The organism is Stakelama portus, assembly GCF_003171655.1.
Taxonomy (GTDB): domain Bacteria; phylum Pseudomonadota; class Alphaproteobacteria; order Sphingomonadales; family Sphingomonadaceae; genus Sphingomonas; species Sphingomonas portus.
The window spans coordinates 321928-347433 of sequence record NZ_QFZL01000001.1; the positions used below are offsets into that span (position 1 = coordinate 321928).

General features: G+C 63.6%; 25 protein-coding genes. 10 read left to right on the top strand and 15 right to left on the bottom strand.

All coding sequences use genetic code 11. From position 1 onward, the window contains the following. Positions 1–2 precede the first annotated feature (2 nt). The 3 genes from DKB74_RS01395 to DKB74_RS01405 are packed head-to-tail and all read right to left on the bottom strand — an operon-like array spanning position 3 to position 2556. Positions 3–902, bottom strand: coding sequence for an enoyl-CoA hydratase (locus DKB74_RS01395; protein ID WP_109806327.1), 900 nt, complete (start codon positions 900–902; stop codon positions 3–5). Further along, positions 899–1693: a CoA-transferase subunit beta gene (locus DKB74_RS01400; RefSeq protein ID WP_109806328.1), complete on the bottom strand. Its 795-nt coding sequence runs from the start codon at positions 1691–1693 to the stop codon at positions 899–901. Before DKB74_RS01400 ends, DKB74_RS01395 begins: the two co-directional genes overlap by 4 nt. Next, positions 1693–2556, bottom strand: coding sequence for a CoA transferase subunit A (locus DKB74_RS01405; protein ID WP_193504334.1), 864 nt, complete (start codon positions 2554–2556; stop codon positions 1693–1695). The genes DKB74_RS01400 and DKB74_RS01405 overlap by 1 nt, the downstream gene beginning before the upstream one ends. 150 nt (positions 2557–2706) lie before the next feature. Here DKB74_RS01405 and DKB74_RS01410 point away from each other — a divergent pair, with 150 nt between their 5' ends. Together DKB74_RS01410 and DKB74_RS01415 are read left to right on the top strand one after the other, a co-directional pair. Next, positions 2707–3459 (top strand): SDR family oxidoreductase, encoded by a 753-nt coding sequence (locus DKB74_RS01410; protein WP_239987325.1) that lies wholly within the window; start codon positions 2707–2709, stop codon positions 3457–3459. Continuing rightward, positions 3456–4631: a helix-turn-helix transcriptional regulator gene (locus tag DKB74_RS01415; protein WP_109806330.1), complete on the top strand. Its 1176-nt coding sequence runs from the start codon at positions 3456–3458 to the stop codon at positions 4629–4631. The genes DKB74_RS01410 and DKB74_RS01415 overlap by 4 nt, the downstream gene beginning before the upstream one ends. A gap of 9 nt (positions 4632–4640) precedes the next feature. On the opposite strand, the gene DKB74_RS01420 is transcribed toward DKB74_RS01415, so the two are convergent. The 5 genes from DKB74_RS01420 to DKB74_RS01440 form a co-directional block, all read right to left on the bottom strand. Then, entirely contained in the window at positions 4641–5153 is a 513-nt protein-coding gene (locus tag DKB74_RS01420; protein WP_109806331.1) for a flavin reductase family protein, read from the bottom strand. A 66-nt stretch (positions 5154–5219) separates the two neighbouring features. Continuing rightward, on the bottom strand, positions 5220–6227 hold the full coding sequence (locus DKB74_RS01425) for an MBL fold metallo-hydrolase (protein WP_161956768.1): 1008 nt from the start codon (positions 6225–6227) through the stop codon (positions 5220–5222). Between the two features lie 67 nt (positions 6228–6294). Further along, positions 6295–7032, bottom strand: coding sequence for an SDR family NAD(P)-dependent oxidoreductase (locus DKB74_RS01430; RefSeq protein WP_161956769.1), 738 nt, complete (start codon positions 7030–7032; stop codon positions 6295–6297). A gap of 244 nt (positions 7033–7276) precedes the next feature. Beyond that, positions 7277–7600 carry a hypothetical protein gene (locus tag DKB74_RS01435; protein WP_109806334.1) on the bottom strand — a complete coding sequence of 108 codons (324 nt, stop codon included), beginning with the start codon at positions 7598–7600 and terminating at the stop codon, positions 7277–7279. Positions 7601–7729: 129 nt separating this feature from the next. Continuing rightward, entirely contained in the window at positions 7730–8371 is a 642-nt protein-coding gene (locus tag DKB74_RS01440) for a TetR/AcrR family transcriptional regulator (RefSeq protein WP_109806335.1), read from the bottom strand. 136 nt (positions 8372–8507) lie between these two features. On the opposite strand from DKB74_RS01440, the gene DKB74_RS01445 reads away from it, so the two are divergent. The 6 genes from DKB74_RS01445 to DKB74_RS01470 all read left to right on the top strand — a co-directional run bounded on the left by DKB74_RS01445 (position 8508) and on the right by DKB74_RS01470 (position 16012). After that, positions 8508–9191 (top strand): response regulator transcription factor, encoded by a 684-nt coding sequence (locus DKB74_RS01445; RefSeq protein WP_109807044.1) that lies wholly within the window; start codon positions 8508–8510, stop codon positions 9189–9191. A 5-nt stretch (positions 9192–9196) separates the two neighbouring features. Beyond that, the gene (locus DKB74_RS01450; RefSeq protein ID WP_239987384.1) at positions 9197–10555 is read left to right on the top strand and encodes a sensor histidine kinase; all 1359 of its coding nucleotides are present in this window, start codon (positions 9197–9199) and stop codon (positions 10553–10555) included. Positions 10556–10641: 86 nt separating this feature from the next. Then, the gene (locus tag DKB74_RS01455) at positions 10642–11139 is read left to right on the top strand and encodes a hypothetical protein (protein ID WP_145960871.1); all 498 of its coding nucleotides are present in this window, start codon (positions 10642–10644) and stop codon (positions 11137–11139) included. 221 nt (positions 11140–11360) lie between these two features. After that, positions 11361–14300, top strand: a complete 2940-nt coding sequence (locus tag DKB74_RS01460; protein ID WP_161956770.1) for a CHAT domain-containing tetratricopeptide repeat protein — start codon at positions 11361–11363, stop codon at positions 14298–14300. Positions 14301–14381: 81 nt separating this feature from the next. Further along, a complete protein-coding gene (locus tag DKB74_RS01465) occupies positions 14382–15221 on the top strand; it encodes a diacylglycerol/lipid kinase family protein (protein ID WP_109806338.1) in 840 nt (279 codons plus the stop codon). Further along, positions 15218–16012 (top strand): metallophosphoesterase family protein, encoded by a 795-nt coding sequence (locus DKB74_RS01470; protein WP_109806339.1) that lies wholly within the window; start codon positions 15218–15220, stop codon positions 16010–16012. Before DKB74_RS01465 ends, DKB74_RS01470 begins: the two co-directional genes overlap by 4 nt. Before the next feature lie 262 nt (positions 16013–16274). On the opposite strand, the gene DKB74_RS01475 is transcribed toward DKB74_RS01470, so the two are convergent. The 7 genes from DKB74_RS01475 to DKB74_RS01505 all read right to left on the bottom strand — a co-directional run bounded on the left by DKB74_RS01475 (position 16275) and on the right by DKB74_RS01505 (position 24458). Then, a complete protein-coding gene (locus DKB74_RS01475) occupies positions 16275–17024 on the bottom strand; it encodes a class I SAM-dependent methyltransferase (protein ID WP_109806340.1) in 750 nt (249 codons plus the stop codon). A gap of 149 nt (positions 17025–17173) precedes the next feature. Then, positions 17174–20821, bottom strand: coding sequence for an autotransporter domain-containing protein (locus tag DKB74_RS01480; RefSeq protein ID WP_239987326.1), 3648 nt, complete (start codon positions 20819–20821; stop codon positions 17174–17176). 345 nt (positions 20822–21166) lie between these two features. After that, entirely contained in the window at positions 21167–21676 is a 510-nt protein-coding gene (gene rpsI, locus DKB74_RS01485; protein ID WP_109806341.1) for a 30S ribosomal protein S9, read from the bottom strand. Then, a complete protein-coding gene (rplM, locus tag DKB74_RS01490) occupies positions 21676–22155 on the bottom strand; it encodes a 50S ribosomal protein L13 (RefSeq protein WP_109806342.1) in 480 nt (159 codons plus the stop codon). Before rplM ends, rpsI begins: the two co-directional genes overlap by 1 nt. 133 nt (positions 22156–22288) lie before the next feature. Then, positions 22289–23104 (bottom strand): hypothetical protein, encoded by an 816-nt coding sequence (locus DKB74_RS01495; protein ID WP_109806343.1) that lies wholly within the window; start codon positions 23102–23104, stop codon positions 22289–22291. An 8-nt stretch (positions 23105–23112) separates the two neighbouring features. Beyond that, entirely contained in the window at positions 23113–23430 is a 318-nt protein-coding gene (gene cutA / locus DKB74_RS01500; protein WP_109806344.1) for a divalent-cation tolerance protein CutA, read from the bottom strand. Then, positions 23427–24458, bottom strand: coding sequence for a COX15/CtaA family protein (locus DKB74_RS01505; RefSeq protein WP_109806345.1), 1032 nt, complete (start codon positions 24456–24458; stop codon positions 23427–23429). Before DKB74_RS01505 ends, cutA begins: the two co-directional genes overlap by 4 nt. A gap of 129 nt (positions 24459–24587) precedes the next feature. On the opposite strand from DKB74_RS01505, the gene DKB74_RS01510 reads away from it, so the two are divergent. Both DKB74_RS01510 and DKB74_RS01515 read left to right on the top strand, forming a co-directional pair. After that, on the top strand, positions 24588–24974 hold the full coding sequence (locus DKB74_RS01510; RefSeq protein ID WP_109806346.1) for a MerC domain-containing protein: 387 nt from the start codon (positions 24588–24590) through the stop codon (positions 24972–24974). Positions 24975–25032: 58 nt separating this feature from the next. Beyond that, positions 25033–25497, top strand: a complete 465-nt coding sequence (locus DKB74_RS01515; RefSeq protein ID WP_109807047.1) for a Fur family transcriptional regulator — start codon at positions 25033–25035, stop codon at positions 25495–25497. Positions 25498–25506: the final 9 nt, after the last annotated feature.

Sequence of the window (25506 nt, forward strand, 5' to 3'; positions counted from 1 at the left end):
GCTCAGTCCTCGCCCGATTGTTTCTTGTTCGCTTCGGCCATTTTCTTGCCGTCGAACCCGGCGATGTAATCGCCCTTCACCAGCGTGTTGTTGGCGTGCGCGAAATGGTGATAGCCGAACGCCGCATCGATCCCGGCATTCTTGCCCGCCAGCGTTTCCATGTGATTGCACGCCTGTTTGGCGAGCTGCAGCGCGAGCCGGGGCTGTTGCGAAATCCGCGTCGCGATCTTCAGAACTTCGTCGGCAAGTTGCGCGCGCGGCACCACGCGGTTGACCATGCCCATCTCATAGGCGCGCGCAGCCGGCATCCGTTCGCCCAGGAACAGGAATTCCTTGGCGATGCGGACGTTGAGCTCATGGCAATGCGCGAAATATTCTAGGCCCGGAAAGCCCATTTGCAGCACCGGGTCCTGAAAGAAGGCATCGTCCGAAGCCACGATCAGGTCGCACACCCAGGCGAGCATCAGTCCGCCCGCGATACATCCGCCATGAACCTGGGCGATGGTCGGCTTGGGAATGTCCCGCCACCGTTTGCACATGCCCAGATATTGTTCCTGCTCGCGGATATAGGCCTTTTCCGCGCCCGCTTTGTTGGCATGGTCGTACCACATCAGGCGGCGATCGACGCTGGAATGAAAGTCGCGGCCCGGCGTGCCGATATCGTGACCGGCGCTGAAATGCTTTGCGTCGGATTTCAGCACGATGCAGCCGACATCATCATCATCGACGGCGCGCCGGAACGCGTCGTCGAGCGCATAGGTCATCTGGCTGTTCTGGACATTGTGGAATTTGGGCCGGTTGAGCGTCACCCATGCGATCCGGTCGGTCACCGAATAAAGGACCGGCGTGTCGGTTTCATATTCCGGCGGCTGATCGACCGGATCGACGATGCCATCGCTCATGCAGCGCTCCTGCCGGCAGGCGGATTGTCCTTCAGCACCCGGGCGCGCGCGCCCTTGGGATCGAGCCGGTCGATGATTGCCAGCGTTTCCGCGTCGGGCAGCGGCGTTTCGGTAAGGTCACCCTTCTGAAGCTCGAAGCCGGTCGCGGCCTGCACTGCGTCGAACGTTACGCCGGGATGGAGCGAGACGACGCGGATCGCATGATCGGTGCCGCCGAAATCCATCACGCATAAATTGGTGATGATCTGGCGCAGATCGACGCCCGAATAATTGCCGTTCGGACGGCGGCGCGCGGGATTATACCCCGCGCTCGACACCATATCGACTTCGCCTTCGACAAAGACGCGGGTCGAATGGACCGGTACGAACATCGAATTGGGGTGGTAGATCGAATTGCCCGGAAATCCGCGCACGCCCAGCATCTGGATCTTGGGCTGGCGATGCGTGCCGCCCAGCGCGGACAAATTGGTCTGGCCGAACCGGTCGATCTGTGTCGGCGTCACCATGGCGTGCCTGCGCCCCGACCAGACCGCGGCATCGAAAAATTGCGAGAAGGGCAGATAGCCGGCCGGTTGCGGCCGATCCGCGCCCGTCGCACCGATCGGCACCGGCTGTTCGACCAGAAAGGCTTCGCCGTCGGTCATCATCAAACCCGGCGAATGGGTGAGCTTGGCAAGCCCCGCGGCGATGCGCGGCACCGGGCCGATGCCGGTCGCGACGATCTCGCGATCGGTGCGGAATGCTTCGGAACAGGCGAGGATGCAGAGTTCTGCAAGGCTGGGCTGAGTCATCAGAACACCGTCTGCGGCAGCGCGGTGACTGCCTCTGTGCCGCCGAATCCGGCGAGATAAGTGGCTTCGTCCTTGCCGACGAAGCGCGACGCGACGGCGGACCAGTCGCCCGGATCCTTGGCCGCGGCGGCATATTCGCCCAGCGCCTTCATGTCCCAGCCATAGGCGGGCGGCATCGAGCTGGGATGCGCGCCGCCGGGCAGTTCGGTGACGCCGGTTACGAATGCGCGCTGGAGGATGCTGCGCTGCGCATCGTCCGGGAAATGATCCTCCATCCGGTCGACCAGCTGCTCGCACGATACGAAGCAGCGATCGGCGGCGCGGGCGAACCATTCGTCATAATAGGGATCGGGGCCGAGCAGCTGGACATTGCCGCGCCAGTCGCTGCGATTGACGTGGAGCAGTGCCGCATCGAGTTTGAGCGCGGGAACCGCGATCAGTTCCTCGCCATCGTCATAGGGCGATGTGACATAGCGCAACCCGCCAAGCTCGGCGAGATCGGTGCCGAGCCCGACCCGCGTCGGCAGGAAGGGGACGCCGAATGCTGCGGCCTTCAGTCCCCATTGGAACATCCCTTCATCGAGTTCGAGCACTTCGATCTCGCCTGCCTCGCGCGCCTTGCGGAACCAGGGTTCGAGCGGAATCGCGTCGAGCGAGACAAAGGCGAAGACCAGCTTCTTCACCTTGCCCGCCGCGCACAACATGCCGACATCGGCGCCGCCATAAGCGACGATCGTCAGATCGCTGAGATCGGAGCGCAATATTTCGCGGACCAGCGCCATCGGCTTGCGCCGGGGACCCCAGCCGCCGATTCCCAGCGTCATGCCGTTTTGAAGCTGTCCGACGATTGCTGCCGCGGACATGCGTTTATCGATCACTTTGGCTCACCGCTCCTGAACTTCTGTTCTTGGCGTTCAGGGTGCGGCGGGGCATCAAGGGCGGCAATCACCATATGGGGACAGTCGAACCGCGCGGTGCGCGATACCGGGAAGGATCGACAAAGGAGAGACGTGGTGGAACGGCAGGTAGCACTTGTGACCGGCGGAACCCGGGGGCTGGGCCGGGCAATCGCCGAGCGATTGCTGGAAGACGGCTATGACGTCGCGGTATGCGGCCGTCGCTTGCCCGAAACGCCGGTGTCGGTGGGTGGGCGCGAGGCCGTGGCATTCGCTGCCGATGTGCGGGACGCCGCCGCTGCGCAGGCGCTGATCGCTCAGGTGGTCGATCGTTTCGGCGGGCTGTCGCTGCTCGTCAACAATGCCGGCGGGTCGCCCGAAGCCGATCTTGCGACAAGTTCGGCTTCGCTGATCGAAAAGGTGATCGCGCTCAATCTGCTCGCGCCGCTCTATCTCTGCCGCGCTGCGCATGCCGCGCTGGTTTCTGCCGGGGGCAGCGTGGTCAATATCGCCAGCATCTCCGGTCGCCGCGCCGCGCCGGGGACGGTTGCCTATGGCGCGGCCAAGGCCGGGCTGCTCAATGCGACGCAGGGGCTGGCGATGGAATGGGCGCCCGATGTGCGCGTCAACGTCGTCGTCGTCGGGCTGGTCGAAAATCCGGAGCAGGCCGAACATTATGGCGGCGCGGCGGGGATCGCCCGGATCAGCGCGATGGTGCCGATGCAGCGCATGGCGCGCGGCAGCGATGTCGCAGGCGCGGTCGCTTGGCTGGCCTCGCCACAGGCGGCCTATATCACCGGCGCGGCGATCGAAGTACATGGCGGGGGCGAGGTGCCCGCCTTTCTGGCACTTTCCCGAAGCGAGGCATGACGATGGCGGCAGGCAGGGAAACGGATGCGGCACAGATTGTGCCACAGCTTTCCGAGGACCTGTTGATGAAGCTGTATCGCGGCCCGCTGGAGGAAGTGCCCTGGCGCGGCTTTCTCCAGGCGCTGATCGCCGAAATCGGTTGCGACAATGCCGCGATCTCGCTGCAGCTTAGCCGCAAGGGGCTGGCATCGGTCACCATCTGGGGCGAAACGCCGCCGGTCGCGCGTGAAATGGCGCGCGATATCGGCACCATCCACGCCGAAATGGGCGATATGGACCCGATGAGCAACGCGCTGAAACGTACCGGCGAAGTCATGTTGCTCGAGGAAGTCGCAACGCCCGAGGGACTGGAACAGGATGAATTCTTCCTCGCGGTGATGAAGCCCTATGGCATTCATCAGGCGCTGGGCATGTATGTCAGCGAACCGGGCGGGCTCGAATGCAATCTGGGCCTCACTCAGCGCGGCGAGGGGTTTCAGTTCACGGCCGAGCACAAGGTGTTCATGACGCGGCTGCGCCCGCATGTGGCACAGGCGCTGCAGCTTTTCTCACGCATCCAGCGCGACGAAAGCGAGATCGAGATACTGACCGACACGCTCGACCGGCTGACCATCGCCACCTTCATCCTCGACGGGCGCGGCAAGCTGTTGCGCGCCAACAACGCCGCGACCACGATGATCGACCGGAACGAGACGTTCCGACTGGCCCAGGACCGACTCAAGATCGACGGACGCGTCGATGCGCGGCGCTTTGCCGAAGTGATCGATCAGGCGATCGCCGCGCGGCTCGACGAACCGGGCGAGACGTTCGTGCGCGCCTTTCGCTGCGCCGAGCCGGCCAATGAAGGGCGCGGCGTGCTGATCCGTTCGATCCGCCGCGAGCGGCATGTGTCGGTCGATGCCAGTCCGGCAGTGGTGGTCTATGCCACCGATCCGGCACCGGCGACGTCGTTCGAACAGCTGATTGCCACGCTGTTCGACCTGACCCCGTCCGAAGCAGGGCTGGCGGCGCTGCTGACGCAAGGATTCAGCCTGTCCGAAGCCGCTGCCGAAGCGGGGCTCACCGAAAGCACGGTGCGCAGCTATTCGAAGCGGATTTTCGCCAAGATGGGCGTCAGCCGACAGGCAGAGCTGATCCGCCTGATCCTGCGCAGTGTCGCGATTCTCGGCTGATCGAGGCGTTCAGGCGGGCAGGGCCGGATCCTCGGGAGTCAGCCGGCGGAAATTGCGGCTGAAATAATAAAGGCCGTCCTCTTCGTCATGGATGACGACGCGCTGGATCGCGCAATAAAGGACGCTGTGGCTGCCGACGGCGACGCTGCGCACGATACGGCAATCGAAGCTGACCAGCGCGTCGGAAAGGACCGGCGCACCGGTGGCGTGGGTTTCCCACTCGGCCAGTGCAAAACGTTCGTCCTGCGACAGGCTGGAGCTGCTGAACCGTCCCGCGAGCGTTTCGTGGCAGGAACGCAGTACGTTGACCGCCAGATTGCCGTTGCGCTGCATCACGTCGAACGAGCGCGAGGTGCGGTTGACGCAGACGAGCAGCATCGGCGGGTCGGCGGTCACGCTGCATACGGCAGTGACCGTCAGCCCCGATCGCCCTGCCGGGCCGTCGGTAGTGACGATGCTGACCGCCGCGCCGAGGCGCGCCATGCCTTGTCGGAAGCTTTCGGGATCGAGCGGCTGGTGCATCTGATTAACGCCGTTAGGGGAGCCCGCGAACCCGCACCCAGGGCGCGTTCGCGGGCAATCCCGTTCTTATCGACTGCAGCCCACGTCATAGCTCGACAGGTCGCGCGACAGATCGACTTCGCCGCTGAAATTCTGGCGTACCTGCGAATAGAGCGACGGCGCCGATTCCCCGAGCGGGCCGGGGATCACATAATGGGTGAGGACGACGCGACCGACACCCGCTGCCGCTGCCATCTTGCCCACCTGCTCGGGCGTGACGTGATGCGTCGTGAAATGTTCGCGCGCGGCGTTGAGCATGAAATCGGCAAGTTCGGGCCGTTGCTTGGCGATCATCGCGATCATCTGATCGACTTCGATCACTTCGCTGACCAGCATATCGCTGCCGGTGGCGAGCTCGGTAACGCGGTCGTCCGGACCGGTGTCGCCGGTATAGGTGATCGAACGATCGCCAAGCTCGAACCGATAGCTGAATGCCAGCGCACCGGCCTTTTTGGCGAAATCGCCGGGGCCATCGAGGTGATTGTTCGCAACAACCTTCACGCGCAGGTCGCCCATTTCGACCACCTGGCCATCGGTCAGCTCGACTGCCTTGATCCGATCGGAGGGTTTGGATGGCAGGCCCAGCCCGAATCCCATCTGGGCCGGCATTGCCATCGAAGCGATAATCCCGTCGACCAGCGCCTGGGTTCCCGGAGGACCATAGACGGTGATCACACCGGGATATTCGTTCATCCAGCGCAGCCCGACAACGGCGGCAAGGCCGCCGGTGTGATCGAGATGCAGATGGCTGAGAAAGACCGTGTGGACATCACCGACCGCGCGACCTGCCTTGGCAAGTTGGCTGGCGGCGGCATCGCCCGCATCGACCAGGATCACCTGATCACCCGCTTCGATCAGATTGGCGGGTTCGGTGCGCTCGGGGGTGGGGATGGGCCCGCCGGCGGTGCCCAGCGTAGTCCAGCGGAACATCGGGCACGGGTCAGTCTGGGGCGTCGCAGATGCAGCGGTAGCGCCGAGTTGTGGCGTGAAAACCATGCTGGCTGCGATACAGGCGGTAAGAGTCCGTCGGGCCATTGCCAGTTCCTTTCTTGTCATGGGAATTCGATGTGCGGGCGCCGTCGCTGGCGCGCGCATGTCCGCTTCAGCAGATCAGGAAGCCACCATCGGCTGCGATCGACCGGCCCGTGACATAGGCCGACTGGTCGGAAAGCAGGAACGCGGCGACATTCGCGATGTCCGATGCCTTGGCGATATCGCCGGTGATCGAACGCGACCGGATCATGTCGAGCAGCGGGTTATTCTCGCGATCCATGCCGGGGATATGCGTCATCGGCGTGTCGACCGCGCCGGGACACACCGCGTTGCAGCGGATGCGGTTCTTTGTGTAAATGCCCTGGGTCGCGACCGCTTCGGTAAGGTTGAGCACCGCCGCCTTGGACATGCCATAGGCGATGGCGAGCGGGCCGGGCTTGATGCCGGCGGCAGAGGCGACATTGACGATCGCGCCGCCCGATTTCATCGTCCGCAGCGCCATCTGGCAACCCAGCAGCGGCCCTTCGGCATTGACGCGCATCAGCTTGCGATAGGATTCGATCGTCGTGTCGAAGATCGAATCGTGCATGTAGATGCCGGCATTGTTCACCAGCCCGTCGAGCCGCCCGAACGTATCATTCACGAATGTTTCGAGTGCCTGCCAGTCGGCCGGTTCGCCGACATCCTGTTTGAAGAATATGGCGCCTTCGACGGGGTCGCCGATCACTTCATCGTTAAGGTCGGTCCAGATGACCTGCGCGCCTTCCTCGGTCAGCTTGCGGGTGGTGGCAAGACCGATACCGCCGCGACCGCCGGTGACGACAATGACCTTGTCATTCAGCTGCACCCTCATTCCCCTCAATTCGTCTTATTATTGCGTCGGCCTGCGTGGGCCGATCTTGCTATGGGTTTTTCGTAATGCGTAGAAACTTTACCGTCAATATGCGCTATCATCAAATGTATTGAGATGAGTCAGCATATTTGCGTTAATCAGGCGCCGATTTTCGGCAAAACAGGCTCGTGCCGTGCGCATCATAAAGAAACGCCCCACCACTTGCGTGGCAGGGCGTAAGGCTTCGGGTCGATACCGATCAGGCGGGCGATGCGGCTTTCAGTGCCGCATCGATCTTGCCCAGGACATCGTCGTTGAGGATGTCGCCCGCAAAGCGCTGCAGCTGACTGAGCGTGAGCGGACGTGCCATCGACACTTGGGGATGATCGATGATCGTCGGGGCGTAGCGCCGGACGATTTCCCGCGAAACCGGATCGTCAAGCAACGTGCCGAGTGTCGTTTCCTGCACCGAATAGGCGGCCTGGGTTTTGGCCGGGGCAGGAGTCGATTGCTGATCGACGGGGGCGGCCATCGGCGCGCTCAGCGCCAGAGCCGCGGCGAAAACCGGAACGAAACTGAACATGCCTCTCCTCCAACATTGTTCGAGAGCATTTTTAACTCAGGTGTATGAAAAGTCAATCGCGATACGAAATGCCGCGCTGGCGGTCCCGAAATGCTGCGAAGGTGGCGGAATGGTGCGGCTTTGCCCGTCTCAGGCAGTGGGAGCCTGAAACGCGGCAAGCGTCATCGCGATGGTGTCTTCGAAGATTCGTTCGGCGGAAAAACCGGAAAATTGCTGCCCGCGAACATTGTCCATCAGGCGAAAGGCATCGAGCAGCATCGCGATCACGATGTGTAATCGCATCAGCAGCATGGGCCCATTGACCGGCAATTGCTCCTGAATGCGGCTCCATATCGTCAGCGTTGCGGGCGTTGGCGTGGTGAGCACCATCGGCGTGGGACCGCGATCGCGCAGCATCATGGTGCAGAGAAAACGGCCATAGCTATGCTGTCCATCGGCATCGGTCTGTTCGAACAGGGGCTGGCTGATGATCCGCGACAATGTTGCCAGATCCTGCCCGCGTCCCGCCGCATCGGCCTCTGCCAGCAATTCGCGGCGGCGCTCCTCCATCGCCGGGACCCGATGGCGATAGATCGCGTCGATGAAATCGTCCTTGGTACCGAAATGATAGGCGACGACACGGGTGTTGCCCGATCCGATCGCGGCGCCGATCTGGCGCAGCGAAACCGCATCGAACCCATGTCGCGCAAAGAGCGATTCCGCGGCTTCGATCAGCGCGACACGCGTCGCTTCGGAACGGGGATCGGTGCGCGTCCTGACTGTTGTCGCCATGACATAGTTTCGCGAGCGGCCGCCGGAACGTCAATCCCGCGGGCAAATGGCGTCGATCCGACTAACCGGCTTTTTCATTCCTGATACGGCTTCGAATGTCCTAGACCGGTCGCCGCAAGAACAGGTGTCGGGAACGATGACGGGATTGAAGCTGCTCTATGTCGAGGATGATGCGCGGCTGGCGGGCGAGGTTTGCGAAACGCTGAGGGCGCAGGGGGACAGCGTCGAATGGGTCGGGACCGGCGGCGAGGGGCTGGCGCGCGCGGCGGGCGAGCCGTTCGATGTCGTGATCCTCGACCGCATGCTGCCCGATCTCAATGGCATCGAACTGGTTTCGCGGTTGCGCGATGCCGGTGTCGCGGCACCGGTGCTGATGCTGTCGGCGCTGGGCCGTGTGGAAAATCGAGTCGACGGGCTGGAAGCGGGCGTCGACGATTATATGGCCAAGCCGTTCGAACCGGCCGAGCTGGTCGCCCGCATCCGTGCGCTGCATCGCCGCGCCGCGGGGCAGGCGCATAGCGCCGTGATCCTGTTCGGCGATCTGGAATGTCAGGTAAAGGCGCGCACCGCGCATCGGCGGGGCAAGCACATCCCGCTGAGCCCCAAGGAATTCAAGCTCTTCAAATATCTGATCGAGAATGCAGGCGAGGTGGTGACGCGCGAAATGTTGTTGCGGCACGTCTGGAACCTGTCGTTCGACCCCCAGACCAATGTCATCGACGTAAGCGTTGGCCGGTTGCGCAAGAAGCTGGAGGAAGGGTTCGATACGCCCGTGCTCGAAACGATCTGGGGCACGGGATATCGGCTCGTGGCAGGTTGACCGACGTGCGCAAACCGATCTTCGCTGCGCGGTTCAGATCATCGCTGGTTCCCGGCATCGTCGCGCCGATCGCGGCGCTTGCGGCACTGACGATGCTGGCAATGTATCTGATCACTGCGGGGGTGGTGCGCAGCGGCACCAATGCCGAATTGCGGCGCAGCGTCGATACGGAAATCGCGGCGCTGGCGGACGTCTATGCTACCGGTGGCCGGGACGAGCTGATCGCCCGCATCGGCGATCGCCTGAAACTCCAGCCGACCGAACCCGATCCCGCCCGATATATGGTGGCCACTGCCGATGGTGTGCGTGTGACGGGCGATATCGCGCACTGGCCGCTATTGTCGGCGGAGAATAGCGAAGCCGGATTCGTCACGCTGAACGACGGCAGCGATGTATTCGCGCGCGCAACGCAGCTGGGGCCCGATCTCAAGCTGGTGGCCGCGCGCGAGCATCGGTCCGGCGATGCCCTGATCGCGCGCCTGCGGATCGCATTCCTGATCGCGGGCCTGTTCGTGGTGGTCGGGGCGACCGGGCTGGGCTGGATCGCGGCGCTGCGACTGCGGGGACGGGTGCGGCGGATCAATGCGGCGTTTCGCTCGGTCGATACCGGCGGCGCTCGGCCGTCGCCACTTGCCGACGATCGCCAGGACGAACTGGGTGAACTGGCGGGGCATGCCGAGCGGCTGATCGCGCGGCTGGGCAGTTTGCTCCAGGCGCAGCGCGACATCACCGATCAGATCGCGCATGAGATTCGCACGCCGCTGACGCATCTGGAAAACCGGGTCCTGAAACTGATCGATCGCAGCATCGACCCCGAACTCGTCGCCGGTCTGGGACAGGTTCGCATCGAATCGCGCCGGGTCAGCGACTTGCTCGATTCGCTGCTCGATATCGCGGCCAGCCGGGCGCGGCGCGGCGACCGGCGCGGGTTCGCAACCGTCGACCTGTCCGAACTGGCGGTCTCGCTGGTCGATCTCTACGCCGACAGTGCCGAGGAAGCGGGGCTTGCGTTGCACGCCGATATCGAACCCGGCGTCACGCTGTCGGGCGATGCGATGCAACTGACCCGGCTGATGACCAATCTGCTCGACAATGCGTTCAAATATGTGCCGCGGGGTGGCGCGGTGACGCTGCGTGTCGCGGCGGGTCCGCGAATCGAAGTGCGCGACAACGGCCCGGGCGTGCCCGAGGAATTGCGCGAACGGATCTTCAACCGGTTTCAGCGCGGCAGCAGCGAAATCGCCGGTGTGGGGCTCGGTTTGGCACTTGCGCGCGCGATCGCGGAGCGGCACGGTCTTGCCATCTCTTGCAGGGATGCGGCGCCCGGCGCAGCATTCGTGCTGGAGCCGGAGACAGAACAATGAAGCCGGAGAGGATCGGATCAATCGCGGCGTTCGCGCTCGCCGCGTGTCAAAGCAGCGCAACCGCGCCACCCGCGGCTGCAATTTCCGTGGCAAACAGTCCCGTCGCGGAGGTCGCGGATGCGATCGCGCGGGGCGAAGCCGCCGAGCAGTCGCGCTCGCCGGAGGGTTTCGCGGCGGCGGCGCTCGCGCTCGAAAGACTGGGTGCGCGTGCCGAAGCAGACGGTCCCGACCTGGCGACGCGATGGCGCGCGGCGGCGCTGGCTGCCGGAGCGACGCTGCCACCCCCGTTTCGTGGCCGTGCGCTGGGCCCGGCCTATAGCCGCGGTGCAATTGATCCGCGTGGCGTATTCGTTACCGAACAGGTGTTTCTTGCCGGGCAGCCCGCAGAGGTCGCCATCGTGCCGCAGGCTGAACGGCAACTGCGCATCGTCGTGACCGACCAGGATGACAATATACTGTGCGAACGTGTCGCCGCCGCGCCGCGAGCAATGTGTCGCTGGTTGCCGCTATTCACGCGACGCGTGACGATACGGGTACACAATCCCCGCACATATGCGGTGAATTATTACCTGGTGACGAATTAGCTGCCCCTTTAGGCTGAAATAACTTCAATCGAACGGTTTGTGGAGAGTTCAAGGCCGAAGATCAACGCGAATATATCGAACATCGGAATCGGTTCCTTTGCTGGGTTCGATCTGTTTTTCACGCGTCGTAGGAATTTTCTATTAGAAATATGGTAGTGATCCCTGCATCGGGTTGAAGAAAGATGCGCGTTTGGGGCGAGCCATTGCATGAGGGAGTGGGGATGCAGGGTTTTCTTGTAAGGGGCGCGTCGGGCGCGTTTTTGATCGCCGCTTTGCTGTCGGGAACGGTGGCGCGCGCAGTGCCGTTGCAGGATGCGACGCGTTACGCCGATTGCGACGCGCCTTCGGAGGAAGACGGCGCATCGGTCGAGGCCCGGCTGCTTGCTCTCTATGACAAGGACGCGACGGCCGATCCGGCAGCATCAATCGCGGCGGCGCAGGCCTTGCTCGACGCGATCCCCGAAACCGCCTGTGCCGAAGCGAAGGCCGCAGGGCCGGCCGTTCGCGGGACGGGCTATTTCTATCTGGAACGGCTCGACGAGGCGCAGGCCGATTTCGCTTCCGCGCAGGAGATTCTGGTCGCTGCCGGGCAGGGCGATAGCCAGATGGCGATGGACATAACCAATTTCCTCGCCTCAACCTATGCGGCACGGGGCGAGCTTGACCGGGCGCTTGCTGCTAAGAACGCGCTACTGGCGCGGGTCGAGGCAATGCACGGTACCAACAGCCCGGAATATGCCGACGTTCTGTACGGCACGGGCTTCGTTTATTATCGCATGGGGCGCGTGGAAGAAGCGCTCGATCGCATCCACCGCGCCGCCGACATCATGCGCGAACAGCGCGGGGACAGCGCCGATCCCAACATTGCCATCTACCTGATGAGCGAATCCGCGATCCTGTTGCAGGTCGGACGGCTCACCGAAGGTCTGGATCGCGGGCGCGAAGCGGCAAGCTGGGCCGAGGATCATCTGGGGGCCGACCATCTGGTGACGGCGGCGGCGCTGCACAGTTACGGTTCCGCACTCAACAATGTCGGTCGCTATGCCGAAGCAGGCCCGATCCTGCGGCGTACGCTGGCCATCCGCGAGCGGCTGGTCGGTGCTGACCACCCCGATATCGCCCTGACGCTGAACAATCTGGCATTTACCGAAGAGCATCTGGGCGATGGTGAGAACGCGCGCCGGCTATATCTTGCCGCCGCGGATATTTTCGAAGCAAATCCGGATGCCAGTGCGCCACAGAGCGCGGGCATGATGGTGATGAACGCTGCGAATATCGCGCTTAGCTCCGGCGACTGGGAAGCGGTCGATACGCTGGGCGCGCGTGCGCTGGCGCTGGTGGAAACGCGCGTGGGCACCGACAATCGCCTGTTCCTGCGCACATCGACGCTCTTGGCATCCGCCCGTATCCACGCCGGTGATTATGCCGGCGCACAGACGGTGCTCGATCAGGCGGTCGCGGCCATCCGGGATGAGCTTGAGCCCTATGAGGCCAATCTGGTGCGCGCCGAGGTGCTGGCCGGACTGGCGCAGCTGCGGGGCGGCGATACTGCTGGCGGCCTCGAAAAAGGCATGGACGCCTATCGCAGGATCACGGCGCATATGCGCGATCAGACGGTGGCCGATTTTGCCCGCATCCGGATCGAGGAAAATTACAGCGATACGCTGCTCCTGTTCGCGCAACTCGCGCTGGAGGCGGGAGACCGCGAAACCGCGTTTGAAGCGATGCAGATGGCGCGCTTAGGCGATCTCGAGCGTTCCGGCCGCCAGGTAGCGGCAAGGCAGGCGGCGACCAGCGAGACGACAGCAGGAGTGGTGCGCGAGCTTCAGGAACTGATTGCCGAAGTCGGGCAATGGCAGACCAAGCTGACTGCGGCCGTCGGCAGTTCCGACGTGGCGGCGCGCCATGAAGCCGAGGCAAGGATAGCGGCGCTGGAACAGCGGATCGAAATCCTGCGCGCGCAAGTGACTGCCGCCTTCCCGGCATATGCTGAACTCAATCGTCCTTCGACGGCAACGATCGAGATGGTTCAGGCACGGCTCGACGACGATACCGTGGTGGTCATCACACAGCCGGGTCTTGAAGGTATCTTGACGGTGGCGATCACTCGCGACGCGATCGCATGGCATTTCGCGCCGAAACTGCGCAATGAGTTCATGGATGCAGTGACGGCGATCCGCGCGGGCGTGGAGGACAGCTCACGTCCCTTCCCGGTGGATCAGGCGCATTTGCTCTATTCCGCCGTTTTCGGGGGCGACATCGCCCCACTGCTGCAAGGAAAGACGCATCTCGATGTGCTGTCCGGCGGCTATCTGTCGGTCATTCCCTTTTCGCTGCTGGTCGAACAGGCGCCCGAGCCCGGGGCCGCGCTGTCGGACACGGCATGGCTGATCCGCAGGCTCGCAATTTCGACGCCGGTCGATCTTGCGGGGATCGGCGAAACATCTGCGAATACGACACGGCCCGTGCGGTTCGCCGGGTTCGGCGATCCGGCGCTGGCACCGGCAAAGCCCGCCGAAGCGGAGCTGGTAACGCTGGTGCGCGGCAGCGACGTGACGCTGGAGGAACTGCGCGAGTTGCCTTCGCTGCCCGGCGCGGGTGAGGAACTGGCGGCGATGGCCCAGACGCTCGACAATCCCGACAACATGTTGCTCACCGGGATGCAGGCGACGGAAACGGCAGTGCGTTCGACCGATCTTACGCCGTTCACTGTCATTGCCTTTGCCACGCACGGTCTGGTGGGCGGACAATTGGGCGGGCTCGATGAACCCGCGCTGGTGATGACGCCACCGAACAGCGTGATGGAGGAGGATGACGGGCTGCTCACGGCATCGGAAATCGCGCGACTGCGGCTCAATGCCGACTGGGTGATTCTATCTGCCTGCAACACCGCCGCCGGATCCAATGTGGGAACGCCCACCTATTCGGGGTTGGCGCAGGCGTTCGTGTTCGCCGGTGCCCGCTCGCTGTTGCTGTCGCACTGGCGCGTGCGCGACGATGCTGCGGCGCGACTTTCGGTCGGCACGGTTCGGGGGGCTGCACAGGGACTCGACAAGGCAGAGGCGCTGCGTCAGGCTCAGCTTGAGCTGATGGCCGACCCGGACGTGCCCGATGCCGCGCATCCCGCTGTCTGGGCGCCGTTCATCCTGATCGAAAGCTGAGCGGGGAGCGGCGCGCGGGCGGGATTATAGGTATCGTAACGCCTCTGGCGTCTTTTCCGCATTTCGCGCGTTGCTGATGCGATGAAACGCCTCTGGTTTGTAACCAATCCGAATTCCGGGTCCGCAACGCGCGAGAAATGCGAAGCGATCGAAGCCGTGTTCGCGGAACATGGCCTGACGCTTGCGGGGCGCAGCGGCTTTCCGGACGATCCGATTCCGGATGCCGAAACGCTCGATCGCGAACATGTCGATACGCTGGTGCTGTTCGCCGGGGATGGAACGATCAACGCCGCGCTGTGCAAGCTCGCTTCGTGGAAAGGGGCGTTCCTGATCCTGCCCGGCGGGACGATGAACCTGCTCGCCAAGACGCTGCACAGCGAAACCGACCCGCACCGGATCATCCATGCCGCGCATGGATCCGACCGGCGCGTGGCGCTGCCCTATGTCGAGGCAGGGCCGCACCGCGCCTTTGTCGGGCTGATCCTGGGGCCGGCGGCGCATTGGTTCCGCGCGCGTGAGGAAGCGCGCAAACATCGTTTCGCGAAGATCTGGCGTGCGGTCGGCTTTGCCTGGCGCAAGACGTTCGGCGGGCGCGGACTGCGCATCTCGGGCATTCCCGATGCGCCGCGCGGCTATCAGGCGGTGTTCGTTCAGCCGATGGCCGACGGTCTGGGCGTCCAGGGCGTGGATGCACGCGACTGGCGCGCGATCGTCGAACTGGGCTGGGACTGGATGACCGGCGACTGGTTGGCGGCGCGTGCCGTCACCGAAGCGCGCGCGCAGCAGATCGGCATTCGCGGAACCGGGACGGTGCTCGCATTGTTCGATGGAGAGCCGGTGCGGCTCGACGCCGATGCCTCGATCACGAGTGGAACGAGCCTGCCGGCCTTTATCGCCACCCGCGAAAAGGAAGGCTCGTGATCCGTCTGTTCCATGTCAGCGATATTCATTTCGGCGCCGAGGACCGCGAGGCGCTCGACTGGTTCGCGCGGCTGGTGCGCGAGGAAATGCCCGACGCCGTGGTGGTGACAGGCGATCTGACGATGCGCGCACGGCATCGCGAATTCGCAGCGGCGGCGGCGTGGCTCGAAAGCCTGGATCGCCCGATCACGGTGGAGGTCGGGAATCACGATCTGCCCTATTTCAATCTATGGGCCCGGTTCGTCACGCCCTATAAACGCTATCGCGCGCTGGAGCGGATGATCGAGCGGCCGCTCGATATTCGCGGCGTCAGCATCGTGCCGCTCAAGACCACTGCGCGCTTTCAGTTCCGGTTGAACTGGGCGAAGGGGCGCGTCGGATCGCGCGCGCTTCGGGAAACGCTCGCCATGGTCGAGGAGGTGCCGAAGGACGATCTGCTGTTCGTCGCCTGTCACCATCCGTTGATCGAAGGCGGCACGCGCATGACGTCGCAGACGCGCGGCGGGCGCAGGGCGTTGCGGGCATTGGCCGCAGCCGGTGCCGATGCCGTGCTGACCGGTCACGTCCACGATCCGTTCGATATCGAACATCAGGTCGCCGAACAGCCGGTACGCCTGATCGGCGCAGGCACGCTGTCGGAGCGGCTGCGCGAATCGCCGCCGTCGTTCAACGAAATCCGCATCGTCGACACGGGATTCGAAACGCTGGCTCGCGTGATGGACGAGGCACGGCCACAGGCGCCCGGGCGCATCGAACCCGTGCCGGAACAAGTCGGCGCCGAATTGCCCTAGGTCGTGAACCCATAAACGACACCGTCGAGGCGCCGAAATGGCGAACATATCGGGCCAAAGTGGCCGCCGGGAGGGCTGGGCGCCCTTCCAAGGCCGCTTTGGACCGAGATGGAAGCCATTCCGGCGTCCCGAAGGGATTTGACCAAAATGGCCCAGCGCTGCGTCGGCAGACCTTGAAATATCGCCATATTCCTGCGCCCTGCCTCCTTGCGCTGAGCCATTTTGCCTCAAACCTCGACGGTGTCGTTTATGGGTTCACGACCTAACGCAGCCGCGTGCCGATCAACGTGCCCTTGGTACCGGCATGGACCAGCCGGAACTGGAAATTCGGCCATCGCTTGCGCCACCGCCGCGCCACCACGCGCTCGCCCGGACGCGCACCGTCGTCGAGCAGGATCGTTCCGCCGACCGGTATCCGGTCGAACAGGCTTTCGGCGGCGCCGCGGACATAGGGGTGGATGGTCCAGGGCGGCCCGTCGATCACCAGCAGGTCGATCTGGGCGGGCAGGGGGCCGTGATCATACCATATGCCCGGCCAGTCCCCGGGAGGGCGGCGCAGCGGCGTTGCCTTCAGATCGGCCTCGACACCGTTTTCCAGCAACCATTCGCGCGTGGCATCGACGAAATCGGCATGCTGATCGCAACTGGTCAGCAGGCCGTTTCCGGCTTTTTGCAGCGCGCGGGCGATGATCAGGCTCGATGCGCCCGCTCCCAGTTCCACGACATTTTCGGGCCGGTGTTCGAAGATGTGATCGACGATCAGGTGAAGAAAGCCGGTATCCGCCTTCCAGCTTCCAAGATTGGGGAGCGCACCGGCGGGCAGGTCGAGCCGTTCCAGCAACCGTGCCTTGGCCTGTTTCGATCCTCCGCTCAGACTGCGCAGCAGCCAGGGCCAGCCGATCGCGCCGAACGCGATCAGATGCGCGATATCGGCGGGCGAGCGGCGGACATCTTCCGGCCAGCTCTCGGCATCGCTGCGCGGCAGATATTGCGTGGCTTCACGCGATGTCATTCAGGCCATTCCTCCGTTCCGGCGTCCGTTCGCCTGGCATGGATTGCTGGGTGCAGGCGCTGCGGCTTCGACGCAAGACCCTCGAATGCGGTTCCCAAGAAAAAGGGCGACCCGTTGCCGGGCCGCCCGTTTTCAGTTTGGTGTTTCTATCAGAAGCGGAACGTTACCGAACCCTGATAGGAGCGGTTTTCGATGTCGTTCCGCTCGATCGTGGTGTTGGCCGAGAGCGCAACCCGGACCTTCGGCGTGTCATAGGCGATACCGCCGGAGACTTCGGCCCAATCCTGATCGGTGCCGTTGAGCGCGAAGCCGACCGGCGCGCCCACGCCGCCCACGAAGTTCGCCGAGAACGCCATCGGACGCTCGTCGAAATCATGGACATAATTGGCCGAGATGAACGGACGGAACGTCCCGTTGCCCGACAGCGTCGCGCCGACGCGACCCTGGAAGCTCTTGAACTTGCCCATGTCATACTGGAGCGCCATCGGGCCGCCGGTTTCCGCCGTCGGAGAGTAACCGACGGTCATGTAGCGGATCGAGGCACGCGGCGTGAGCGTGACCGAACCCATGTCCATCGGCGCACTCAGACCCAGCTGGCCGGTGATGGTCAGCGGATTGTCGCTGGCATGCAGCGTATAGGTCGTCCCGCCGAGTGCGGCCGTGCGGCTTGCTTCGGTATCGAGCAGACCTGCGCTGAACAGAGCGTCGAACGTGACGCCGCCCAGGTTGCTGACGCCATAGAGCGTGCCCTGATAGAGCGTCGCCTTGCTCGACTGGCCACCGACCGTGGTCGAACCATCGAGCTGGGCATAGCTGACCGCAAAGCCGATCATGCTGCCCGGGCCCACCGCCGCCTCGACGCCGGCGGTTGCATACCAGCCGTCGAAATCGTCGGTGACGCCAGCCGCCGTGCTCGGAATGCCGGCAGTGCTGTCGCCGTCGATATAGCCGCCCGCCAGATAGACCGAAGCCTTGCCCGACACGGCATGGTCTTCCATCTGCATGCCGTTGTCGGCGACGTTCGTGGCATAGCCCGAGGTCATCGTCATGACGGTGCCCAGCGGGTTGCCGGCGAAGGGCAGGAACGCCGTCGTGTCGTCACCCGGCGTGGCCGCGCCCGAAGCGAAGGCCGACGTACGCTGCGTGATCGTGCCGGCCAGCGTATCGAGCGCCACCATCGACATCGATCCGGTCAGCGCCTGCGAACGCGGGGCCCAGCTTTCCAGAGCAGCCTGGATCGAAGGACCATCGTACATGTCGAGCGGACCGTAGAGATCGGCAAGCATGTCGTAATTGCCCCGATTCTGATCGAGCAGCTTAGCGTAGGCCGACTGCACCGGCGAGCTGCCGTCGATGACATCGCTGTAATCGCCGGCTTCGACTTCGACAGTAACGGCATTGTTCGAATAGCTGACCACCGGCGTCAGGATCGCGCTGATGGCAGTCGTTTCGTCGAATGTTCCGCTGATGCCGCCTTCGGCAGTCAGCACCGTATAGGTGTCGCCGTCACGGACCGTCACACCTTGAACGGCGCTGAAATACAGCGTGCCACCCAGAATGGCGGTGCCGCTGGTCGGTGCCTCCTCCTCATCATAGCTGATGGCGTGGACCGCGATCAGATCCGAAGCACCCGCGGCGCCCAGATCGGCCATATAAACGGTGCCCGAAGCCAGTCCGACATCGCCGTAGAAGTCGAGCGTGCCGATCGTGCCGACGCCGCCCGGAGCGATCACGCCGGCCATGCTGGTGAAGTTCGGGGTGTAGATAGTGCCCGAACCCTGCAGGCCGCCCGACATCAGGAAATAATCGCCGTCGGTGGCGAGCAGGCCATCGACGCGGACCATGCCCGAATATTGCGTGACGCTCATCAGGCTGACGAGTTGGCCATCTTCGGTGATGTCGAGAGCGGTGCTGCCGCCGTCGATGGTCAGGCGATCGATTTCGACGCTGCTCGACAGCGTGGTCGTGCCGGCTGCCGAAAGCGTGACGTCGAAATAGCGCGGCTTGTAATAAACCCCGGTGGGATCGAAAACGGGGCCGCTGTTGTTCGGAACGAAATCGGTCGCGCCGGGCAGGCCATTGTCGATCGTCGGATCGGGCAGTGTCGCCACTTCCTCGTCCGCCGCGGTTCCAGCAGAAGCGGTAGCATCGGCCGATCCGGTTCCGCCGGCGAGCGCGCCGACCTGGGCATAGCCCTTGTCATTCGTTGCTCCGTCACCATCGGTGCCGATCGGGCGAAATTCGCCGGTATATTCGTCGGTCGCCAAGTCATAGCATTCGGCATAGCCGCCGTTCACCGGGCCTTCTAAGCACATTTGCCCGAATTTGCCATCGGTGCCGTTGACTCCCTCGCCCGGAGTGGTGGGAACGCCGTTCACCAGCGTGCCGTCCGGACCGATAATCATATAGGCAGGGTCGACTTTGCTGACCCAATGGCTGCCATCTTCCCAGTCACCGTCGCCTGCCTTGGCCGAAACATAGTGATAGGGATTGTTAGCTGCCACCCAGTCCCAATAGAGATAGAGCGGCTGATAGAAGCTGACCGCACCATAGCTGTAACTGGGACGATTGCTGAAGAAGCTCGAATAACCGCCAGACAAAACGCCAATCACGACCGGAATGTCGAACGTATCGTCCAGTACGAGGGGGCCGCCGGAATCGCCAGGAGCGGTGATGCCTTCATGGGCCGTCGCATTGTCGCGGAAAGCATTGAAATCATACGGTGTTTCGTCGCCGGTGCCGCGACGGGGATCGTCGAAATCCATGAAATAGAGATTCTGGTAGAGGCCGTTCGGCCGGCCGCCGAGCCACGTCTCGAAATCGTCGAGCGACGCGAGCGCGCCCAGCATGTTCTCGGCGATACGACGACGAAAATCGCCGCCAGTCGTGCCTTGTTCCCCCGTGCCATTATTGCCGTAACCCTGAATGACGACGTGATAGCCGGTGCCGTCGGCGGTTACTTCGTCGGGGGCGGTAAGCGCCGAAAAAAGCAGCGCCCAGGTCGGGATGTCTTCAGCCGGCGTGTCGAACGATGCGACTGCAACGTCGGAATAGAGAAAGCCTGCCGATTCGGGTTCCAGCGAGCCGGGGTGATAGGAAACATATTCGACATTGTAGATCGCGAGATCTTTGTTCGTCTGGTGTCCAGCGACGAGCCACTGATATAGTGCGCTCTGGCTATAATCGGGTTCTCCTTCGCCATCTAGCGTGACGATATGATTATTGGCGTTGAAACCGAATGCGATCGGCTTCCCGCCCTGGTTCGAACCATAATCCGTGGCAGCCTCTTCATTGACGCAATGGGCGGCGAAAATCATGGTGCGCGGGTTGATCAGCGTACCGGTGCAAAGGCCGACATATCCCTCGCCCTCGTCGATGATCATCTGGCCAACGCCGGTAATATTGTTCGGGTCGACGGCCGTGGCCGGCGTGCCGGGATTGGCGACAACGATGTTCGGCAATGGGGTCACGCGGGGCCCGGTATAGTTGCTCGTCTGTGCAGTCGGATCGCTCAATGCCAACGGGTTGGAGACCGTGGCGCCTAAAGCTTCGGGTGCGGTTGCGGCGATCGTCTTGAGAATGGACGACCCCGTCGTTGCTTCGGGCGCCGTAATTGCAATCGGGTTGCGAACAGAAGCGCCGATCGTCCCGGACGAGACGCCCGGCAGACGCGGATCGGCGATATCCTGCGCCTGCGCTGCAGTTGCGCCTACGAGCACCGCAAGTCCGGCTGCCGATCCCAGCAGCAATTTCTTGCGCGAGCGAGCCTGGGCAATGGAGTTCGAAGCAAATGCCATGTGATGATCCCCCGTTTTTACCGGGCGTGCAATCGTGGTGCCGCCACAGAATGCCCTAGGGCTAAGCCGGAGGGTCATTGGAAACAAGAGGTTATGTGACAGAATCAAGGCGCATTGTTACCGACTGCGGCATGTTGGCAACGCTGAAGGCCGGCTAACAGTCCTTGGCTGGCGAATTCTTACAATCGCGCGTTGCGTGGCGATCTCACGCTTGCCCAAAAAGAAAAAGGGCGCCCCCGAAGGGGCGCCCCGATCCTTGGCCGATCCTTGGCCGATCCTTGGCCGATCCTTGGCCGATCCTTGGCCGATCCTTGCAGTCGGCTCGCTGCCGGGGCAGCGAAGCGATCAGCGCTTCGAGAACTGGAAGCTGCGGCGGGCCTTGGCCTTGCCGTACTTCTTACGCTCGACCGCGCGGCTGTCGCGGGTCAGGAAGCCGGCGCGCTTCACCGTGGTGCGCAGCGCCGGTTCGTACCGCGTCAGTGCCTGAGCGATGCCATGCTTGACTGCGCCTGCCTGGCCCGAAAGGCCGCCGCCCTTGACGGTGCAGACGATGTCATACTGACCTTCGCGTGCCGCAATCGCGAACGGCTGGTTGATCACCAGGCGCAGCGTCGGACGTGCGAAATAGATTTCCTGATCGCGACCGTTGATCGTGATCTTGCCCGTGCCCGGCTTGAGCCAGACGCGTGCAACCGCGTCCTTGCGACGACCGGTCGCATAAGCGCGGCCATAGGCGTCGAGTTCCTGCTCGCGCAGCGGCGCGGTTTCAACCGGAGTGGTTTCGACGCCTGCTTCGGCGCCTTCGGTCTGGACGACGTCGCCCAGATCGGAAAGGGACTGGCGATTGTCGGTCATTATGCGCCCACCTTGTTCTTGCGGCTCAGCGCCGCGACATCGAGAACCTCGGGGTTCTGGCCATCATGCGGATGTTCCGAACCGGCATAGATGCGCAGGTTGCGCATCTGCTGACGGCCGAGCGGGCCGCGCGGGATCATGCGCTCGACGGCCTTTTCGAGCACGCGCTCGGGGAAACGGCCTTCCAGCACCTTGGCGGGCGTGATGCTCTTGATGCCGCCGGCATAGCCGGTGTGCTTGTAATAGACCTTGTCGGTCAGCTTCTTGCCGGTGAACCGCACCTTGTCGGCGTTGATCACGATGACATTGTCGCCGCAATCGACGTGCGGCGTGAAGCTCGTCTTGTGCTTGCCGCGCAGCAGGTTGGCGATGATGACGGCGGCGCGGCCGACAACCAGGCCTTCGGCATCAATCAGATGCCACTTCTTTTCCACCTCGGCCGGCTTTACCGACTTGGTGGTCTTCATGAGCGCTTTCATGGCTCTGGACCTCTTGGGTTTGAAATGCAGCACGCCGCCCGATCAGGAGCGGCGTGTTTCGCGGGCCATTTGTCCCAGTATGTGCCGGAAGTCAAGCAATCATGCGGCTTTGCTGACGGGTATTATAATACCTTCAGCTTTCGGGGGCGACCGTGAGTGCCGTTTCCGCGGTCACGATGTGGCGTTCCGCACCGGCGCCGGTTTCGGTCTGCGACCAGGCTTCGCTGCGCCGGATCAGTCCGGTCGCCGGATCGATCACACGCGCCTCGCGCTGGCTGACTCGCGTCGCCTGCGTGGCGGGAACGCTGCCGCTCGCGCTGGTGACCACATAGAGCAGCGGCCCTTGCTCGCGCGTTTCCACCGTGCCGGACAGAGTGACGCTTTCGCCAGAAGGGCCGCGGCCGGGAATGGTGACGGGCTCGGTCGTTCCCGGCACCGCGAAAGGGCCGGGCGCGGCGATGGCGGTGACCATCGATCCGAATGTGTGGATTCGCCGCTCCTCGGGCCAGCCCATCAGAGTCGCTGCGACCTGCGCGATGAAACGGTCGCGCGCCTCGCTTTCGACGACCCCCCTGGTCGTCGCATAGCGTTCGGCGATGCCACGGCAGAACGCGTCCCACAGGCTGTCGAGATCGTCGACTGCGACCGCCTCTCCCCCGGCATTGAGGTGGATGACGATCGTACGACCGATCAGAAAGCGATAACCGGCTTCATAGAGCGCGCCTTCCATGCCGGTGGATTCGCCGGTTGCCGCAAGCACCGTCACATCGGCGCGATAGCCCGACTCTTCCCGGGCGAAGCGGATCCGGCGTTCGGCAGTATATATCCTCCGATCCTCGCCATCGGTTTCGACGCGGCGAATGGTGACGTGCAGCGCGGCATCGGTGGGCGGCGCAAAGACCGGCGCGGCCGCGGGGACCGCCTGCAACAGCACAAGAGCGGCAAGCATAAGCGCGCTCAGTCTCCGGTTTCCCTGGCGACCCAGTCGAACACTGCATCGCCCACGCCCGCCGGCCAGGCTTCGGCAACGGCGAGATCATAGGGGTGCAGCGCTTCGATCCGCTCGCGCAGCGGCGTCGCCAGCGCAATTGCGGTCTTGAACAACACCGGGGTTTCGCTGTCGCGCGCGATGTCGCCCTGCCAGCGATAGACCGACATACAGTCGCCCATCACATTGGCGCAGGCCGCCAGCCGTTCGGCGACGATCGTTTCCGCCACCTGCTGCGCCACCTGCCGATCGGGGAAAGTCGCATAGACGATGGCGACGTCGCTCACCGCGCGCGGCCCAGGACATGCGCGCCCCAGACGGTAGCGACGACCAGCATCACGCCAGTGAATTGATGCAGCGCGGCAAGGGCGATCGGCATGCCCGTCATCACCGTCGCGATGCCGAGGATTATCTGAGTCCCGAACGCGACATGGATCGCGATCGAGGCCTGGCGGCTGCCCGCCGCGCGAACCTGTCGTGCGAAGAGGATCAGCGCGGCGACAGTGACCCAGGCCCACCAGCGATGGATGAAATGCACCGTCGCGGGATCGTTGACGATCGCGGAAAGGCCATAGGTCGCAACGCCTTCATAGGGGACGAGCCGCCCGTTCATCAGCGGCCAGTCATTCGCGATCAGCCCGGCGTTCAGACCGGCGACGAATGCGCCATAGAGCAGCTGGATGAACAGGACGATGCCGACGATAACCGCCGGGCGCGTCAGCTTTGCCGGGCGCGATGCCGGGTTGCGATGGAGTGCCATCAGGTCCTGCGCTTCCCACAGGATCGCCGACAGGATCGTCAGTGCCAGCAACAGATGCACCGCGAGTCGGAAATGGCTGACATCGGTCCGCACGGTGAGCCCCGAAGTGACCATCCACCAGCCGACCACGCCCTGAAGCCCGCCGAGCGCCAGCAGGCCGACCAGCCGCCAGCCATGGCCATGCGGGATGGCCTTGCGGATCGCGAAGACCACCAGCGGCACGAAGAACGCGAATCCGATCAGCCGCCCGATCAGCCGATGCAGATATTCCCAGAAGAATATCCCCTTGAACTGCGTCAGCGTCATGCTGTTGTGGACCAGCCTATATTCCGGGATCTGCTGATATTTGGCGAATTCGGCCTGCCATTGCGCTTCGCTGAGCGGTGGCACGATGCCGGTCACCGGCTTCCATTCGGTGATCGAAAGCCCCGACTCGGTCAGCCGGGTAATGCCGCCGACGACGACCATCGTCACGATCAGAGCTGCCACGGCATAGAGCCAGATCGCCAGCGCGCGTGGCCGGGCGGTGGCGGGGATGGGAGTGGGCTGAAGCATGGCCGCCGTTTAAATTCCGCTCTCGCGAAAAGCGAATCTTTTGGCCGCGGTTTCCAAGCGTGCGCGAGCGCCGCGATTCTTTGGCGATGATATGTTGTAACTTAATCCGGGCCGGTCTATATCGCTGCCATGGTTCAGGCGCTTACCTTTTCCCGGCTGTGGGAAGGCATCGATTCGCGATTCGATCGCTATGCGATGGCGATCAGCGGCCTGTGCGTGGTACATTGCCTGGCAACGACGGTGTTTCTGGCGCTGCTTTCGTCGGCGGGCGGGCTCCTCAATCCTGTAATCCACGAAGTCGGTCTGGTGCTGGCGATTCTGTTCGGCATCGTCGCGCTGGGGCGCGGCATCGTTTCGCACGGCTATATGATGCCGGCGGTCGTGGGTGCCTTTGGTCTCGGCATGATGGCCGGTGCGCTGCGGCTTGACCATGGCACTTATGAGACGCTGTGGACTCTGGTCGGCGTCGCGCTGGTCGCGCTGGGCCACGATCTCAATCGCCGCGCGACCTATTGAGCATATCGTCGGTCGTATCGAGCTTGCCGGTGCGGTGCGGCGCGCCTACATCCCCTTCATGCACGCGCACGAACATCATGAGCACCATGGCGCAGCACTGACGCGCGCTGCCAAGGTGACGCTGGAAAAAGCCGGCGAGCAATGGACCACCATGCGGCAACGCGTATTCGAGGCGCTGGCCGCGTCGGACAAGCCGGCATCCGCCTATGACGTGGCGGACGCCGTATCGAAGGCCGAGGGCCGTCGCGTGGCCGCCAACAGCGTCTATCGCATCCTCGATCTGTTCGTCGCATCCAACCTGGCGCGGCGAGTGGAAAGCGCCAATGCCTATGTCGCCAACGCGCATCCCGATTGTCTGCACGATTGCATCTTCCTGGTCTGCGACGCATGCGGCCAGACGACGCATATCGACAATGACGCAATCACCAGCAATGTCCGTTCGGCCGCCGAAAGCGCAGGATTTTCACCGGTGCGACCGGTGATCGAAGTGCGCGGCAAATGCTCGGATTGCGAAGAGGGCTGACTCGCCGCG

Coding starts and splice junctions, on each gene's coding strand:
- DKB74_RS01395 (WP_109806327.1), bottom strand. CDS start 902: ATGAGCGATGGCATCGTCGATCCGGTCGATCAGCCGCCGGAATATGAA.
- DKB74_RS01400 (WP_109806328.1), bottom strand. CDS start 1,693: ATGACTCAGCCCAGCCTTGCAGAACTCTGCATCCTCGCCTGTTCCGAA.
- DKB74_RS01405 (WP_193504334.1), bottom strand. CDS start 2,556: ATGTCCGCGGCAGCAATCGTCGGACAGCTTCAAAACGGCATGACGCTG.
- DKB74_RS01415 (WP_109806330.1), top strand. CDS start 3,456: ATGACGATGGCGGCAGGCAGGGAAACGGATGCGGCACAGATTGTGCCA.
- DKB74_RS01420 (WP_109806331.1), bottom strand. CDS start 5,153: ATGCACCAGCCGCTCGATCCCGAAAGCTTCCGACAAGGCATGGCGCGC.
- DKB74_RS01425 (WP_161956768.1), bottom strand. CDS start 6,227: ATGGCCCGACGGACTCTTACCGCCTGTATCGCAGCCAGCATGGTTTTC.
- DKB74_RS01435 (WP_109806334.1), bottom strand. CDS start 7,600: ATGTTCAGTTTCGTTCCGGTTTTCGCCGCGGCTCTGGCGCTGAGCGCG.
- DKB74_RS01440 (WP_109806335.1), bottom strand. CDS start 8,371: ATGGCGACAACAGTCAGGACGCGCACCGATCCCCGTTCCGAAGCGACG.
- DKB74_RS01445 (WP_109807044.1), top strand. CDS start 8,508: ATGACGGGATTGAAGCTGCTCTATGTCGAGGATGATGCGCGGCTGGCG.
- DKB74_RS01460 (WP_161956770.1), top strand. CDS start 11,361: ATGCAGGGTTTTCTTGTAAGGGGCGCGTCGGGCGCGTTTTTGATCGCC.
- DKB74_RS01465 (WP_109806338.1), top strand. CDS start 14,382: ATGAAACGCCTCTGGTTTGTAACCAATCCGAATTCCGGGTCCGCAACG.
- DKB74_RS01475 (WP_109806340.1), bottom strand. CDS start 17,024: ATGACATCGCGTGAAGCCACGCAATATCTGCCGCGCAGCGATGCCGAG.
- DKB74_RS01480 (WP_239987326.1), bottom strand. CDS start 20,821: ATGGCATTTGCTTCGAACTCCATTGCCCAGGCTCGCTCGCGCAAGAAA.
- rpsI (WP_109806341.1), bottom strand. CDS start 21,676: ATGACCGACAATCGCCAGTCCCTTTCCGATCTGGGCGACGTCGTCCAG.
- rplM (WP_109806342.1), bottom strand. CDS start 22,155: ATGAAAGCGCTCATGAAGACCACCAAGTCGGTAAAGCCGGCCGAGGTG.
- DKB74_RS01495 (WP_109806343.1), bottom strand. CDS start 23,104: ATGCTTGCCGCTCTTGTGCTGTTGCAGGCGGTCCCCGCGGCCGCGCCG.
- DKB74_RS01505 (WP_109806345.1), bottom strand. CDS start 24,458: ATGCTTCAGCCCACTCCCATCCCCGCCACCGCCCGGCCACGCGCGCTG.
- DKB74_RS01510 (WP_109806346.1), top strand. CDS start 24,588: ATGGTTCAGGCGCTTACCTTTTCCCGGCTGTGGGAAGGCATCGATTCG.
- DKB74_RS01515 (WP_109807047.1), top strand. CDS start 25,033: ATGCACGCGCACGAACATCATGAGCACCATGGCGCAGCACTGACGCGC.